At 74.3% G+C, this 16,076-nt stretch carries 11 protein-coding genes, 3 tRNA genes and 1 pseudogene; all 15 read left to right on the forward strand.

What is annotated here, in order from left to right; translation table 11 throughout:
• A partial coding sequence (locus J1M41_RS01175; protein WP_241247539.1) for a hypothetical protein occupies nucleotides 1–830 on the forward strand: 830 nt, incomplete at its 5' end.
• Nucleotides 823–2,448 carry a methionine--tRNA ligase gene (gene metG, locus J1M41_RS01180; RefSeq protein ID WP_063190343.1) on the forward strand — a complete coding sequence of 542 codons (1,626 nt, stop codon included), beginning with the start codon at nucleotides 823–825 and terminating at the stop codon, nucleotides 2,446–2,448. The genes J1M41_RS01175 and metG, both read left to right, overlap by 8 nt.
• Nucleotides 2,449–2,519: 71 nt before the next feature.
• On the forward strand, nucleotides 2,520–3,596 hold the full coding sequence (locus J1M41_RS01185; protein ID WP_069941572.1) for a 3-isopropylmalate dehydrogenase: 1,077 nt from the start codon (nucleotides 2,520–2,522) through the stop codon (nucleotides 3,594–3,596).
• Nucleotides 3,597–3,742: 146 nt separating this feature from the next.
• Nucleotides 3,743–4,834, forward strand: coding sequence for a branched-chain amino acid aminotransferase (locus J1M41_RS01190; protein ID WP_081339251.1), 1,092 nt, complete (start codon nucleotides 3,743–3,745; stop codon nucleotides 4,832–4,834).
• Nucleotides 4,835–4,859: 25 nt separating this feature from the next.
• Nucleotides 4,860–7,121 (forward strand): carbon starvation CstA family protein, encoded by a 2,262-nt coding sequence (locus tag J1M41_RS01195; protein WP_144818332.1) that lies wholly within the window; start codon nucleotides 4,860–4,862, stop codon nucleotides 7,119–7,121.
• 1 nt (nucleotide 7,122) lies between these two features.
• A complete protein-coding gene (locus J1M41_RS01200; protein WP_069941574.1) occupies nucleotides 7,123–7,368 on the forward strand; it encodes a YbdD/YjiX family protein in 246 nt (81 codons plus the stop codon).
• Nucleotides 7,369–7,552: 184 nt separating this feature from the next.
• Nucleotides 7,553–8,347 (forward strand): fumarylacetoacetate hydrolase family protein, encoded by a 795-nt coding sequence (locus tag J1M41_RS01205; RefSeq protein ID WP_049145179.1) that lies wholly within the window; start codon nucleotides 7,553–7,555, stop codon nucleotides 8,345–8,347.
• Nucleotides 8,348–8,397: 50 nt separating this feature from the next.
• Nucleotides 8,398–9,929, forward strand: a pseudogene (gltX, locus tag J1M41_RS01210) (glutamate--tRNA ligase).
• 8 nt (nucleotides 9,930–9,937) lie between these two features.
• A complete protein-coding gene (locus J1M41_RS01215; RefSeq protein WP_041103180.1) occupies nucleotides 9,938–10,723 on the forward strand; it encodes an HAD family hydrolase in 786 nt (261 codons plus the stop codon).
• 119 nt (nucleotides 10,724–10,842) lie between these two features.
• A tRNA-Gln gene (locus tag J1M41_RS01220) sits at nucleotides 10,843–10,914 on the forward strand.
• A gap of 55 nt (nucleotides 10,915–10,969) precedes the next feature.
• Nucleotides 10,970–11,042, forward strand: a tRNA-Glu gene (locus J1M41_RS01225).
• 129 nt (nucleotides 11,043–11,171) lie between these two features.
• Nucleotides 11,172–11,244, forward strand: a tRNA-Glu gene (locus tag J1M41_RS01230).
• 97 nt (nucleotides 11,245–11,341) lie between these two features.
• Nucleotides 11,342–13,159, forward strand: a complete 1,818-nt coding sequence (locus J1M41_RS01235; protein ID WP_208011149.1) for a dynamin family protein — start codon at nucleotides 11,342–11,344, stop codon at nucleotides 13,157–13,159.
• Nucleotides 13,156–14,916: a GTPase gene (locus J1M41_RS01240; RefSeq protein ID WP_119217393.1), complete on the forward strand. Its 1,761-nt coding sequence runs from the start codon at nucleotides 13,156–13,158 to the stop codon at nucleotides 14,914–14,916. Before J1M41_RS01235 ends, J1M41_RS01240 begins: the two co-directional genes overlap by 4 nt.
• On the forward strand, nucleotides 14,913–16,061 hold the full coding sequence (locus J1M41_RS01245) for a thiamine-monophosphate kinase (protein ID WP_119217392.1): 1,149 nt from the start codon (nucleotides 14,913–14,915) through the stop codon (nucleotides 16,059–16,061). Before J1M41_RS01240 ends, J1M41_RS01245 begins: the two co-directional genes overlap by 4 nt.
• Nucleotides 16,062–16,076: the final 15 nt, after the last annotated feature.

Raw genomic sequence — 16,076 nt, forward strand, 5'->3', positions numbered from 1 at the left:
CACCCGCCCCGACCGCGCGCGCCGCAGCAGCCCGCCCCGCCACGCCTCCGGGCGTGCAGGGCCGCTGGGCCCGGCGCGCGGCGGGCGGGCTGATCGGCGTCAGCGTCCTGCTCGCCACCTGGTCGTTCGCCCTCCCCTTCGTGTTCGGGCTGGGCCCGCGGCAGGTGCCGTGGTGGCGCGAGGTCTTCGACGTGAACCACGAGGCCAACCTCACCGCGTGGTGGAGCTCGGGCCTGCTCCTGCTGGGGGCCGCGGGCTTCACCACGGTGGGTCTCGTGCGCCGCGCGCTGGGGGCGGACCGGCGGCGGAGCCTGCTCGCGTGGCTGACCCCCGCGGCCCTGCTGGCGGCCATGAGCCTGGACGAATCGACGCAGATCCACGAGCAGGCCGGCCGGCTGTGGGAGGTCCTGCCGTTCGCGGGGGAGAACCCGCTGCCCGCGTTCCAGTGGCTGATCCTCGGCGCGCCGGCCGCGATCGTCGTCCTCGGGCTGCTCGCGCTGTGCACCGTCGCCCTGCCCCGCCGGACCCGAGCGCTGACGGTGGCGGGCGGCGCGGTGTTCTTCTTCGGCGCGATCGTCCTCGAGGCGGTGCCGCTCGTCTTCGGGATCGGGCGCAGCACCCTGGCCTACCACGTGGCGACGCACGCGGAGGAGCTGACCGAGATGATCGGGGCGTCCGTGCTCGTGGTGGCCCCGTGGGCCCACCTCCACCTGCGGCCTGCGCCGGGCCATCTGCAGGTCACCGCCGACGGCGTCCCGGACGCCGGCGCGGACGACGTCGTCCTCGGCGCGGGCCCCGGGCCCGCCGCTAGACTCGACGACTGTGACTGACGCCCGCGCCCCGTACTACCTGACCACGGCCATCTCCTACCCGAACGGCGAGCCGCACATCGGCCACGCCTACGAGTACATCGCCTCGGACGCGATGGCCCGCTTCCAGCGGCTCGACGGGCGGGACGTGCGCTTTCTGACCGGCACGGACGAGCACGGCCAGAAGATGGAGCAGACGGCGCAGCAGCAGGGTGTGAGCGCGCTCGAGCTGGCCACGCGCAACGCGGCCGTCTTCAAGGAGATGGACGACGACGTCCTGGACATCTCCTACGACCGCTTCATCCGCACCACGGACACGGACCACGCCGAGGCCGTCCGCGAGATCTGGCGGCGCATGGAGGCCAACGGGGACATCTACCTCGGCTCCTACGCCGGCTGGTACTCCGTGCGGGACGAACGCTACTTCGGCGAGGACGAGACCGAGGTGGGTCAGGACGGGGTGCGCCGCGCCGTCGAGACCGGCACCGAGGTGACGTGGACGGAGGAGGAGTCCTACTTCTTCCGCCTGTCCAAGTACCAGCAGCCGCTGCTGGACCACTACCGCGAGCACCCGGACTTCGCCGCCCCCCGGTACCGCTTCAACGAGGTCATCCGCTTCGTGGAGGCCGGGCTCGAGGACCTGTCCATCTCCCGGACCTCCTTCCAGTGGGGCATCGACCTGCCGGCGCCCGCGGACCCCGACGCCGCCGACGCCGACCGGCGCGCCGACCACGTCACCTACGTCTGGGTCGACGCGTTGACGAACTACCTCACCGGCGCGGGCTGGCCGGCGGAGGACCCGGAGGCGTTCGCGCGCTACTGGCCGGCGGACCTGCACGTGATCGGCAAGGACATCTCCCGGTTCCACTGCATCTTCTGGCCCGCGTTCCTCATGTCGGCCGGCCTCGAGCTGCCGCGCCGCGTCATGATCCATGGCTTCCTGAACAACAACGGGGCCAAGATGTCCAAGTCCCTGGGCAACGTGGTGCACCCGCGGGAATGGGTGGCCCGGTACGGCCTGGACGCCATTCGCTTCTTCCTGCTGCGCGAGTTCCCGTTCGGCGCGGACGGCTCCTACAGCCACGAGGCCGTGGTGAGCCGCAAGAACGCGGACCTGGCCAACAACCTCGGCAACCTCGCCCAGCGCTCGCTGTCCATGGTGGCCAAGAACTGCGGCGCCGCCGTGCCCGAGCCGGGCGAGTTCACCGAGGCGGACCGCGCCGTCCTGGCCCAGGTCGACGCCCTGCTGGAGCGCTCCCGGTCCGCGTACGCGGTGCAGGACTTCCACGACGCGCTCGAGGAGACCTGGCGCGTGCTCGGTGAGATCAACGCCTACTTCGCGGACCAGGCCCCGTGGGTGCTGCGCAAGACGGACGAGCCGCGCATGCGCACGGTGCTGTACGTGACGTTGCAGGCCGTGCGCCGGGTGGCCCTGCTCGCGCAGCCGGTGATGCCCGGTTCGGCCTCGCGGCTGCTGGACCTGCTCGGCGTCCCCGCCGAGGGCGACGCCGGCCGCACCGGCGCGTCCGGCACCGGCCCGCGGTCCTTCGCCGCGTTCCACGAGGACCTGGTCCCCGGCACCCCGCTGCCCGCCCCGCAGCCGGTCTTCCCGCGGCACGAGGAGCCCGCCGAGGACTGAGTCCGTCCGGAGGGTGAGACCGGGTGTCACACGATGTGGTCCTCACGCGTGCCGCGCGTAGCCTGAGGGCCATGACCGAGACCACACGCAGCTCCGCAGACCCCTTGGACATCGCCGTCATCGGCGGCGACGGCATCGGCCCCGAGGTCACCGACCAGGCCGCCGCCGTCCTGCAGGCGGCGCTGCGTGCCGAGGGGCGTCCGGAGGCCCGGCTCACCCCGTATCCGCTGGGTGCGGAGCACTGGCTCGAGACCGGCGAGGCGCTCACGGACGAGGTCCTCGAGTCCCTTCGCCGCCACGACGCGATCCTGTTCGGGGCCGTCGGCGCCGCGCCCGGGGACGAGCGCATCCCGTCCGGGCTGATCGAGCGCGGCATGCTGCTCAAGCTGCGCTTCGCGCTGGACCACGGCGTGAACCTGCGCCCGGCCACCCTGCTGCCCGGCGCCGTCAGCCCCCTGGCCGCGCCCGGCGAGATCGACTTCACCGTGGTGCGCGAGGGCACGGAGGGGCCGTACGTGGGCAACGGCGGTGCGATCCGCGTGGACACCCCGCACGAGATCGCCACGGAGGTCTCCGTGAACACGGCGTTCGGCGTGCGCCGCGTCGTCGAGGACGCCTTCCGTCGCGCCGACGCGGGCGAGCGCAAGCGCCTCACGCTCGTGCACAAGCACAACGTCCTGGTCCACGCCGGCCACCTGTGGCGCCGCACCGTGGAGTCCGTGGCGGCCGACTTCCCCGCGGTCACCTGGGACTACATGCACGTCGACGCCGCCATGATCTTCCTGGCGACGGACCCGGCCCGCTTCGACGTGATCGTGACGGACAACCTGTTCGGGGACATCATCACGGACCTCGCCGCGGCCGTGACCGGCGGCATCGGGCTCGCCGCCTCCGGCAACATCAACGTCGAGGGCACGGCGCCGTCGATGTTCGAGCCGGTCCACGGCTCCGCTCCGGACATCGCGGGCCAGGGGATCGCCGACCCCGTGGCCGCCATCCTCTCCGCCGCCCTGCTGCTCGAGCACGTGGGCGAGACCGGCGCCGCGGCGCGCGTGCGCACCGCGGTGTGGGCGCACCTGAAGGACCGGGTGGACGGCGCGCGGGGCACCACCGCCGAGGTGGGCGCCGACGTCGCCGCGCGGGTCTGACGCGCGGGCCCGGCGCGTCGACGCCGGGTCTAGGATGGGGCGACGGCCTGTGGCGTGTGCCACGCCCGGCGCCGTGGCCCCCCGCGCGTCGTGCCCGGCACCGGAGCCGTCCCCATCCGTCACCCGTCACGAGGAGTGATCCCACCGTGTCCGAGACCGTGTTCACGCGGCAACCACATCTGTCCCCGATGTCCGATCAGCAGCGCGTCGAGATCCTCCAGGACCCCGGTTTCGGCAACGTCTTCACGGACCACATGGTCTCGATCGACTGGACCTGGGACGAGGACGGCGGCGCGTGGCATGACGCCCGCGTGGAGCCCTACGGCCCGCTGTCCCTGGACCCCGCGGCCGCCGTGCTGCACTACGGCCAGGAGATCTTCGAGGGCCTGAAGGCCTACCGGCACGAGGACGGGTCGGTGTGGACGTTCCGCCCCGAGGCCAACGCGGCCCGCCTGAACCGCTCCGCCCGCCGCCTGGCCCTGCCGGAGCTGCCCGAGGAGCTGTTCCTCGGCTCGCTGCAGGCCCAGCTCGAGGCGGACCGGGCCTGGGTGCCCACCGGCCCGGGCCAGTCCCTCTACCTGCGCCCCTTCATGTTCGCCTCCGAGGCGTTCCTCGGCGTCCGCCCGGCCCGGCAGGTGCGGTACATGGTGATCGCCTCGCCGGCCGGCAACTACTTCGGCGGCGAGCTCAAGCCGGTGACCATCTGGGTCTCGCGTGACTACGCCCGCGCCGGCAAGGGCGGCACGGGCGCGGCCAAGACCGGCGGCAACTACGCCGCCTCGCTGCTGCCCCAGCTGCAGGCCGCGGCGAAGGGCGCCGACCAGGTCGTGTTCCTCGACCAGTACCACGACGACGCGATCGAGGAGCTCGGCGGCATGAACGTGTTCTTCGTGCACGCCGACGGCCGCCTCGTCACCCCGGCGCTCACCGGCACGATCCTCGAGGGCGTCACCCGCTCCTCGATCCTCCAGCTCGGCCGGGACATGGGCCTGACCGTCGAGGAGCGTCGCGTCACCCTCGCCGAGTGGGCCGAGGGCGTCCGCTCGGGCGAGATCACCGAGGTCTTCGCGTGCGGCACCGCCGCCGTCGTGACCCCGATCGGCCGTCTGCTCGACGGCGACGACGTGATCGAGTCCGCCGGCGGGGCCGACGTGGCCCTGAAGATCCGCACCGAGCTCGAGGGCATCCAGACCGGGCGCGTCGAGGACCGCCACGGCTGGCTGCACCGCCTCGTCTGACCCCACCCCACGAACGGAGACCCCCGTGAGCTCGCACCGCTCCTCCGCGGCCGCCGAGGGCGCCCCACTCCCGGCCACGACGCCGGAAGACCTCCCGCCCACCGAGGCCGCCGGCCGGCCCCGCTGGACGCCCGCGAAGATCGCCGTCTGGGTGGCCGTCGCCCTGCTCGGCGGCGTCGCCTGGACCATGCTCGCCCTGCACCGCGGCGAGACGATCAACGCGATCTGGTTCGTGTTCGCCGCCGTGGCGACGTTCGCGATCGGCTACCGCTTCTACTCGAAGTACGTCGAGCGCATGATCGTCCACCCGGACGACACCCGCGCCACCCCGGCCGAGTACCGGGCCGACGGCCGGGACTACGTGGCCACCGACCGCCGCGTGCTCTACGGCCACCACTTCGCGGCCATCGCCGGCGCCGGTCCGCTCGTGGGCCCCGTGCTCGCCGCGCAGATGGGCTACCTGCCCGGCACCATCTGGATCATCGTCGGCGTGATCCTGGCCGGCGCGGTCCAGGACTACCTCGTCCTGTTCTTCTCGATGCGCCGCGGCGGCCGCTCGCTCGGCCAGATGGCCCGGGACGAGCTGGGCCGCGTCGGGGGCACCGCCGCGATCGTCGCGACCCTGCTGATCATGGTGATCATCACGGCCATCCTGGCCCTCGTGGTGGTTAACGCCCTGGGCGAGTCCCCGTGGGGCGTGTTCTCCGTGGCCATGACCATCCCGATCGCGCTCTTCATGGGCGTGTACCTGCGCTGGATCCGCCCGGGCCGCATCACCGAGATCTCCGTGATCGGGTTCGTCCTGCTCCTGGCGGCCATCATCGGCGGCGGCTGGGTGGCCGGGACCGAGTGGGGCGCGGCCCTGTTCACCCTGGACCGCACCACCATCGCCTGGGCCGTGATCATCTACGGGTTCGTCGCGGCCGTGCTGCCCGTGTGGCTGCTGCTCGCTCCGCGCGACTACCTGTCCACCTTCATGAAGATCGGCGTGATCGCCGGTCTCGCGCTGGCCATCGTCGTCGTGCAGCCGCGCATCGGCACCCCCGCGTTCTCCGAGTTCGCCTCGGGCCAGACCGGCCCGGTGTGGCCCGGTTCGCTGTTCCCGTTCCTGTTCGTCACCATCGCGTGCGGTGCGCTCTCCGGCTTCCACGCGCTGATCGCCTCGGGCACGACGCCCAAGATGGTGGAGAAGGAGCGGCAGACCCGCTTCATCGGCTACGGCGGCATGCTCATGGAGGCCTTCGTGGCCATCATGGCGCTCGTGGCCGCCGTCTCGCTCGACCGCGGCATCTACTTCGCCATGAACTCCCCGGCCGCCCTCACCGGCGGCACCCCGGAGACCGCCGTCGACTTCGTCATGGGCCTCGGCCTGGCCGGCGTGAACCTCACCCCCGGGGACCTGACCCACCTGGCCGACCTCGTGGGCGAGGAGACCGTGGTCTCCCGCACCGGCGGCGCCCCCACCCTCGCGGTCGGCCTGGCGCACATCATGGGCCAGCTCGTGGGCGGCGACGCGCTCATGGGCTTCTGGTACCACTTCGCGATCATGTTCGAGGCGCTGTTCATCCTCACCGCCGTCGACGCCGGCACCCGCGTGGCCCGGTTCATGCTCCAGGACTCCCTGGGCAACGTGGTCCCGCGCTTCAAGGACACCTCGTGGCGCGTGGGCGCGTGGGTCTGCACGGCTATCATGGTGGCCGCGTGGGGCGCCGTGCTGATCATGGGCGTCACCGATCCGCTGGGCGGCATCAACACGCTGTTCCCGCTGTTCGGCATCGCCAACCAGCTGCTCGCGGCGATCGCGCTCGCCGTCGTCCTGACGATCGTCGCGCGCCGCCGGGACTTCCGGGGCCTGTGGATCGTGGCGCTGCCGCTGGCGTTCATCACCGTGGTCACCACCGTGGCGTCGTTCCAGAAGATCTTCTCCTCCATCCCGGCGGTGGGCTACTGGGCGCAGCATCGCGCGTTCCAGGACGCGCTGGCGGCGGGGAAGACGAGCTTCGGCGCCGCGAAGTCCGTGCCGGCCATGGAGGCCGTGGTCCGCAACACCTTCATCCAGGGCACGCTCTCCGTCGTCTTCCTGGTGTTGGCGCTGATCGTCATCACGACGTCGGTGCTCGCCACGGTGCGCGCCTTCCGCGGCACCGAGGTCATCGACCACCAGGACCCGTACGTGCCCTCGCAGCGCTTCGCCCCGGCCGGGCTGTTCGCCACGGCCGAGGAGAAGGAGCTGCAGCGGAAGTGGGACGCGCTGCCGGCGGACCGGCAGCCGGTGCGGGGTCACTGACGTGGCCGATCCGCGCGCGACGCCGGCCGGGCCCTCCTCCGCGGAGGGCCCGGCCGGCCCGTCTCGGCCCAGCGTGTGGGCCCGGGCGCGCTGGTGGGTCCGCCAGCTCTCCGGCGAGGGGAAGTACGACGCGTACGTGGCCCACCACCGGGCGCACCATCCGGAACGCGCGCCGATGACCGAGCGGGAGTTCTGGCGGGCCGAGTACGCGCGCCAGGAGGCCAATCCGGGCAGCCGCTGCTGCTGAGCGGTCTCGACCCGCCCCGCACCGCGCCGCGCTGAGCCAGACGAATCCGCCCGCGAGCCAGACGAATCGGTCTCCTCAGGCCGTCCGCCGCGGCCGAATCGTCTGGCTCGCGACGTCAGCGGGGTCGGCATCGGGTGGGGTGTCCGGCGACGGCGCCCGCCGCTCACCCACTAGGCTGGCGGCCATGCGCATCGCCCGTTTCGTGGACCAGGCCGAACCGACCTACGGCATCGTGGAGGGCCCGGCGGACGCCGACCTCTCCGAGCTGAGCATCACCGCCCTGCAGGGGGACCCGTTCTTCCATGGGATCCAGCCGACCGGCACGACCCACCGCCTCGAGGACGTGCGCCTCGTGGCCCCGATCATCCCGCGCTCGAAGATCGTGGGCGTCGGCCGCAACTGGGCTGACCACGCGAAGGAGCTCGGCAACGAGGTGCCCGCCTCGCCGCAGTTCTTCCTCAAGCCGAACACCTCCGTGGTGGGGCCGAACGAGCCGGTGACCCTGCCGAGCTGGTCGGACGAGGTCTCCTACGAGGCCGAGCTCGCCGTCGTCATCGGCACCATCTGCAAGGACGTGCCGGTGAGCCGCGTGGACGACGTCGTGTTCGGCTACACCGTGGGCAACGACCTCACCGCCCGCGACGCCCAGCGCACCGACCTGCAGTGGGCCCGCGCCAAGGGCTTCGACGGCGCCTGCCCGCTGGGCCCGTGGATCGAGACCGAGCTGGACGTGGAGCCGGCCGGCGGCCTGCGCATCACGTCCCGGCTCGACGGCGAGACCCGCCAGGACGGCACGACGGCGGACATGGTCTTCGGCGTCCGCGAGCTCGTGGCCGCGGCCTCGGAGATGTTCACCCTCCTGCCCGGCGACGTGATCCTGACCGGCACCCCGGGCGGGGTCGGGACGGTCCAGGAGGGCCAGCGCGTCGAGGCCGAGGTCGAGGGGATCGGCGTCCTGGCCACCGTCTTCCGCCGCTGACGCGGGCGCCCGACGACGCCGTCCGGGCCCCCGCGTAGACTCGGGGCATCATGACTGACGCCACCGCTCCCGTGTCCGAGAACGCCCCCGCCCCCTTCGCCGACGCTCGCCCACCGGCACCCCCCACGTGGGGCTGATCCGCACCGTCCTGTTCAACTGGGGCTGGGCGCGGCACACCGGCGGCACCCTCGTGTTCCGCATCGAGGACACGGATGCCAAGCGCGACTCGGAGGAGTCCTACCAGCAGCTGCTCGAGGCGATGCGCTGGCTCGGGATCGACTGGGACGAGGGCGTCGAGGTCGGCGGTCCGCACGAGCCATACCGTCAGTCCCAGCGTGGGGAGATCTACGCGGACGTGATCGAGAAGCTCAAGGCCGGCGGATACATCTACCCGTCCTACTCGAGCCCCGAGGAGACCGAGGCCCGTCACCGGGCCGCCGGCCGCGACCCCAAGCTGGGCTACGACGGCCACGACCGTGACCTCACGGACGAGCAGATCGCCGCCTTCGAGGCCGAGGGCCGCGCGCCGGTCTGGCGGCTGCGCATGCCGGACGAGGACATCACCTTCACCGACCTGGTGCGCGGGGAGATCACCTTCAAGGCCGGCTCCGTGCCGGACTTCGTGGTGGTCCGCGCGGACGGGTCGCCGCTGTACACCCTCGTGAACCCGGTGGACGACGCGCTCATGGGCATCACCCACGTGCTGCGCGGCGAGGACCTGCTCTCGTCCACTCCGCGCCAGATCGCGCTCTACCGCGCCCTGCACGCGATCGGCGTCGCCCGGTACATGCCGGTGTTCGGCCACCTGCCCTACGTGATGGGCGAGGGCAACAAGAAGCTGTCCAAGCGCGATCCGCAGGCCAACCTGTTCCTGCACCGGGACAACGGCTTCATCCCGGAGGGCCTGCTGAACTACCTCGGCCTGCTGGGCTGGTCCCTCTCCGCGGACGAGGACATCTTCACCCCGCAGCAGTTCGTGGAGCACTTCGACGTGCACAAGGTGCTGGCCAACCCCGCCCGCTTCGACGAGAAGAAGGCGATCGCGATCAACGGCACGCACGTGCGCATGCTCGACGTGGCCGACTTCCGTGACCGTCTCGTGCCCTACCTGCACGCGGCCGGCCTCGTGGGCGAGCACCTGACGGAGCGGGAGATGGAGGTCCTCACCGCCGCGGCCCCGCTCGTGCAGGAGCGCGTGCAGCTGCTCGGTGAGGCCGTCGAGATGCTCACCTTCCTCTTCACGGCGGACCGGGACGTCCGGACCGCCGAAGGCGCCCTCAAGGGCATGCCGGCGGACCTGGGCGCCGCCGTCGCCGCGGCCCGGGAGGCGCTGGCCGCCCTGCCCGAGGACGAGTTCACCACCGAGCGCATCGAGGCGGCGCTGCGGGCCGCCCTCATCGACGGCCTGGGCCTCAAGCCGCGCCAGGCGTTCGGCCCGGTGCGCGTCGCGGTGACCGGCCGCAAGGTGTCCCCGCCGCTCTTCGAGTCGCTCGAGATCCTGGGCCGGGACTCCGCGCTCGCCCGTCTGGACCGCTTCGCCGCGGAACAGGGCCTGGACCAGGACCAGCCCGCCGACGCATGAGCCGGGGCGTGAGCACGACGCCGGCCGGCGGGTCCGCGGGCGCGCCCGCGCCGCCGGCCTGGGACGCCGTCCTCTTCGACCTGGACGACACGCTGCTGGATCTGCGCTCCGCCCAGCACGCCGCGTTCGACGCGACGGTGCGCCGGCAGTGGGCCGGGGCCGCCGACGTCGACCCGGCGGTGCTGGCTGAGGCCACCGACGCCTTCGCGTCCGACGCCGGCGGCCACTACGGGCGCTACGTGGCCGGGGAGCTGACGTTCGAGGAGCAGCGGCTGGCCCGCGTGGCCGACGCCCTGCGCGCGCTCGGCGTGCCCGAGGACGCGGCGACCCCGCTCGACGGCCTGTGGACCACCGACTACGAAGAGGTCGTGCGCGGGCACTGGGCGCTGTTCCCCGCGACCGTCGACGTCCTCGCCGAGGTGCGGGGAACAGGCCGTGGCGTGGGGATCGTCACGAACAACGTGGAGGCCTACCAGCGCGGCAAGGCCGACGCCCTCGGTCTGGAGTGGGTCGAGGTGCTGATCGGCTCGGACACGGCCGGGGCCCCGAAGCCGGACCCGGCCCCCTTCCTGGCCGGCTGCTCCCGCCTGGGCACGGACCCGGGACGCACCCTCATGGTGGGGGACAGCCTGCGTCACGACGTCGAGGGGGCCCGGTCGGCGGGGCTCGTTCCGGTGTGGATGAGCCCCGACGCCCCCGCCCACGGCGGGGCGGAGGAGCCGCTCTGGGACGAGGAGCACGCATGCTGGCGGATGCGGGCGATCGGCGGGCTGCGGACCTGGCTGGCGGCCTGACCCGCCGATTTTGCACACGTCGCCCGGAGGGTGTAGAGTTCTTACTCGTTGCCGGAGAGATCCGGGAACACCGAGCTCATGAATATGATGCACATCGGTCAGGCATGCTTGACCGACAGTGGGGTATGGTGTAATTGGCAACACAACGGTTTCTGGTACCGTCATTCTAGGTTCGAGTCCTGGTACCCCAGCGAGTCTTCGGACTCAATGAACGCGCACGGGCGGAGACGCTCGGACGTGGCGCACGGCCCCATCGTATAGCGGCCTAGTACGCCGCCCTCTCACGGCGGTAACGCGGGTTCAAATCCCGCTGGGGTCACGCAGTCGCCGCCCGGTCCTCGGACCGGAACGGCACGGGCGGATGAACGCATCCGCCGCCTGAACAGGAGACGCAGGCGCAGAAGAAGGTCTCCACGGCATCGCTTCCGCACACGCGGACAGCGCGCTCGGCCCCATCGTATAGCGGCCTAGTACGCCGCCCTCTCACGGCGGTAACGCGGGTTCAAATCCCGCTGGGGTCACCCGAGTGACAGGAGGCCCGGTCCCTGCGGACCGGGCTTCCGTCGTTTCCGTCCGCCGGGCCGGCGGGATGGGCGGCCGGTGCGCGCCCGTGAGACGATGGCCCACGTGCCACACACGGATCAGAACGCCCCAGACCTCGGTGTCGACACGGCCGTCCGCCGCGTGCGCGAGCACCTCGCCGCGCTCGAGCTGCCCTTCGAGACCGTCACTGCGGGGCAGGACCGCGCCGAGCGCGAGCGCACCCTGCACCAGATCGACGACTACGTGCTGCCCCGCCTCGACTCGCTCGACGCGCCGCTGCTGGCCGTCGTCGGCGGCTCCACCGGTGCGGGCAAGTCCACGCTGGTGAACGCGCTCGTCGGCCACGAGGTCTCCCGCTCCTCCGCCCTGCGGCCCACCACGCGGCAGCCTCTGCTGCTGCACAACCCCGCCGACGCCCACTGGTTCACGGGCCCGCGGGTGCTGCCCGACCTCGCCCGCGTCAGCGTGCACCGCGACGCGGCCGCCGGCCCCGTCGAACCCGACCAGTCCGCGATGGACACGGTCGCGCTCGTGGCCGAGCCCGCACTGCCGTCAGGCATCGCCCTCGTGGACGCCCCGGACATCGACTCCGTGGCGGACCAGAACCGCGCGCTGGCCCGGCAGCTCCTCGAAGCCGCCGACCTGTGGATCTTCACGACGACGGCGCACCGCTACGCCGACGCCGTGCCCTGGCAGCTGCTGGACGAGGCCGCCGCCCGCGACATCACCGTGGCCGTCGTGCTCGGCCGCGTGCCCGAGGGCGCGGCGGAGGACATCACCCCGGACCTGCGGCGCATGCTCACCGAGCGCGGCCTCGCCGACGCCCGGATCCACGTGATCCCCGAGACCCGCTTCGACGAGCGCGGTCTGCTCCCGCAGGAGCACGTCGCGGGCCTGCGCGCCTGGCTCGAGACCCTCGCCGCCGACGCCCAGGCGCGCGGCGCTGTCGCCCGCCGGACCGTGGACGGCGTGCTGGGCCAGCTGGCCGCCCGCGTCGCCGACCTGGCCCGCGCCGAGGAGGAGCAGCGGCACGCCGCGGACCTGCTCACCCGGATCGTGGGGGACTCCACGGACCAGGCCGTCGGCCGGGTCCGCGAGGCCACCTCGGACGGCACGCTGCTGCGCGGCGAGGTGCTCTCCCGCTGGCAGGACTTCGTCGGCACGGGGGAGTTCTTCCGCGGCGTCGAGACCACGATCGGCCGGCTGCGGGACCGCCTCGGCGCCCTGGTGCGCGGGCGCCCGGCCCCGCCCGAAGAGGTCGAGACCGCGCTCGAGACCGGCCTGCACGCCGTGATGGTCGAGGCGGCCGCCGCGGCCGCCGAGCAGATCGAGCGGCGTTGGGCGTCCGAGCCGGCGGGCCGGGCCCTCGTGGCCGGGCGCGACCTGGGCGCCCTGGCGCCGGACACGTCGGCGCGGGCGGCCGACGTCGTGCGGGACTGGCAGTCGGACGTGCTGGCGCTGATCCAGGAGGAGGGCGCGGGCAAGCGCACGCGCGCCCGCCTGGCGGCCACCGGCGTGAACGGCGCGGCCGTGGCCCTCATGATCATCTCGTTCGCCTCCACCGGCGGACTCGCGGGCATCGAGGTCGGCATCGCCGGCGGCGCCGCCGTCGTCGGTCAGAAGCTGCTCGAGTCGATCTTCGGCGAGGACGCCGTGCGCCGCATGGCCCGGCGTGCCGATGAGCTGCTCGAGCACCGAGTGCGGGCCTTCCTCGAGACCGTGCTCGCGGACCGCTTCCTGCCGCTGCTCCACCTCGAGCGCGAGCCGCAGGCCACCGAGGAGCTGCGCGCCCTCGTGCCGGTGCTGCGCCGCGGGGTGGCCGCCGGCGTCGACGGCCCGACCGGGCCCGAGCACGTCCCGTCCGCCGCCGAGGCGGGGGAGGAGCCCCGATGAGCCGCCGCGACACCCCCGCCCTGGCCCCCCGCCTGGACGCCCTCGGTGAGGCCGCCGAGCTGGCCGCGGGCCGCCTGCCCGAGGACGTCGTGGCCGGGGCCGACGCCGTCGTGCGCGCGGCCGGGGAGCGCCAGGCACTCTCCGCGGAGCACACCGTGGTCGGGTTCTTCGGGGCGACGGGCTCCGGCAAGTCCTCCCTGTTCAACGCGCTCACCGGCCGCGACCTGGCCCGCGTGGCCGCCACCCGGCCCACCACGTCCGAGCCGCTCGCCGCGGTCTGGGGCGTGGGCCGGGGACAGGGGCTGGACCCGGACGCGGAGCACGGCGACGGCACCGGCGAGGGCGGCGGCGCGGCCGCCCTGCTCGACTGGCTCGGCGTGCGCCGCCGCCACCTGCTGGACGAGGCGCCCGTGCTCGACGACGGCCGCCCCGGCTTCCTCGGCCTCGGCCGCCGTGAGGGCGCCGACGCCACCGGCCTGATCCTGCTGGACCTGCCGGACATCGACTCGGTCGAGCGGGGCAACCGCGAGATCACCTCCCGGCTGGCCGGCCACGTGGACGTGCTGGTGTGGGTCGTGGACCCGGAGAAGTACGCGGACGCCGTGCTGCACCGCGAGTTCCTGGCGACCATGGGCTCGCACGCGGCCGTGACCCTCGTGCTGCTCAACCAGGTGGACCGGCTCTCGGTGCGGGACCGGGACGTCGTGCTGGCCTCGCTGCGCCGGATGCTCTCGGGCCACGGCCTCGGCGACGTCCGGGTGCTGCCCGTGTCCGCGCGCACGGGGGAGGGCCTCGAGGAGGTCGGCCGGCAGGTCGCGGCGATCGTCGCCCAGCGCGGCGCGGCCGCCGAACGCCTGGGCGCGGACGTCGCGGCCCGTGCCGCGGACCTCGCCGCCGCCTCGGGCGAGGGCGAGCCGGCCGGCGTCGGGCCCGGGGACGAGCAGCGGCTCGGGCGCGAGCTGGCCGTGGCCGGCGGCGTGCCGGCCGTCGTCCGGGCGGTGGAGGGCTCGTACCGGCTGCGCTCGGCCAAGCGCACCAGCTGGCCCGTGCTGCGCTGGATGCACTCCTTCCGCGCGGACCCCCTGCGGCGCCTGCACCTGATGCCCGAGAGCGCCGCCCCCCGCCGCGACCGGGACGAGGTCGCCCGCGACCCCGCGCTGCACCGCACCTCCCTGCCCGAGCGCTCGGGCACCCAGCGGGCCGTCGTCGACGGCGCGGTCCGCACGCTGGCCGCCGCGGCCGGCGCGGGAGCCTCCGAGCCGTGGGCCGCCGCCATCCGCCGCGCGGGCCGGGAGCACGCCGAGGAGCTCCCCGGCGCCGTGGACCAGGCGATCGCCGCCACCGACCTCGGGGCCGGTCGGGGCAGCTGGTGGCACCCCGTGCTGGACGTGCTGCAGTGGCTCGCCCTCCTCACCGCCGTCGTCGGCGCCGGCTGGCTGGGCGTCCTCGCCCTGGCGGGGTACCTGCAGTTCCCCCTGCCGCCCGCGCCCACGGTCGAGGGCTTCCCCCTCCCGACGCTGCTGCTCGTCGGCGGCCTCGCGCTCGGCGTGCTGCTGGCCCTGCTGGCGATCCCCCTGACCCGGTGGACCGCCGCGGCGCGGGGACGCCGCGCGCGCCGCCGCCTCGAGGAGGCGACCACCGACGTCGGCCGGCGGCTCGTCGTCGACCCGGTGCGCGCCGAGGTGGACCGCTTCCACGCCTTCCGCGACGCCCTCGCCCGGGCCTCCGGCGTCCCGGTCCGGCGGGGCCGCCGATGACGATGCGCGACCCCGCGGCTGCGGCGGGGGCGACCGTCGGCGACCTCACGGAGGCCGAGCTGCTCGAGGTCGTCCTGACCGGGCTCGCCCCCGCCGTCCGGGACGGCCACTGGCCCGCCGGCACCGTCGCCCCGGGCGACGACGCCGCCCTCGTGCCCGCGCCCCGCGGCGGGACGCTCATCTCCACGGACGCGATGGGGGAGGGCACGGACTTCCTGCACCGCTGGCCCGCCGGTCCCCGCACCCGCGGCCACGACGCCGGCTGGAAGGCCGTCGCCCAGAACCTCTCGGACGTCAACGCGATGGGCGGGACCGCCTCCGCGCTCGTCACCGCCCTCACCCTGCCGCCGACGACGCCGGTCGCCTGGGTGCGGTCGTTCGCCGCGGGCATCGTGGGCGCGGTGCGTCACCTCGGCGCGCCGGACTGCCGGGTGGCCGGGGGCGACCTGGGCACCGGCGGACGGGTCCACGCCGCAGTGACGGTGCTCGGGGACCCGCACCCCGGCGGCGTGCTGCGCCGCGCGCCGGCCGCGGCGGACCGGGACCGCGTGCTCGCCGAGGGCGCCGACCTCGTCCATGCCCAGGCGGTGCCGGACGGTCCCCGGGCCGCCGCGCCTTCGGGGCCGGGGTGGGCCGCCGCCGGGCTCACCCTGCTGCTCACCGACCGCGCGGAGCTGGAGCGATGGGCGGACGCCCTCCCCGCCGCCGACCGGCCGTCACCGCGGGAGCTCGCCCGCGCCGTCCGCGCCCAGCTGCGACCGCGCCCGCCGCTGACCCTCGGGCCCGCCGCGGTGACGGCCGGCCTGCTCACCCTCATGGACGTCTCCGACGGCCTGGGCAAGGACGCGCACCGCATGGCGGCCGCCACCGGCGGGGCCGGACCCGCGCCGGCACCGTGGCTGGACGAGGCCTGGCTGGCGGCGACCGCCGCACCCCTGCGCCGCGTGGCCGCCCTGGCCGGGACCAGTCCGGAGGCGCTCGTGACCGGCGGGGGCGAGGACTACGGCCTCCTGGGGCTGGCGTGGCCCGAGACCGAGCTGCCCCGGGGGTTCACGCGGATCGGCCGGCTCGTGCCGGACGGGGCCCGGCCGCCGACCGGGCACCGGCCCCTGTCCGAGTCCGGCTGGGACCCGTTCGCCGGCTGAGCGCCCGGGCCGGGG

Origin of the sequence: Micrococcus sp. KRD096 (genome assembly GCF_017168495.1) — a bacterium.
GTDB classification, from domain to species: Bacteria; Actinomycetota; Actinomycetes; order Actinomycetales; family Micrococcaceae; genus Micrococcus; species Micrococcus luteus.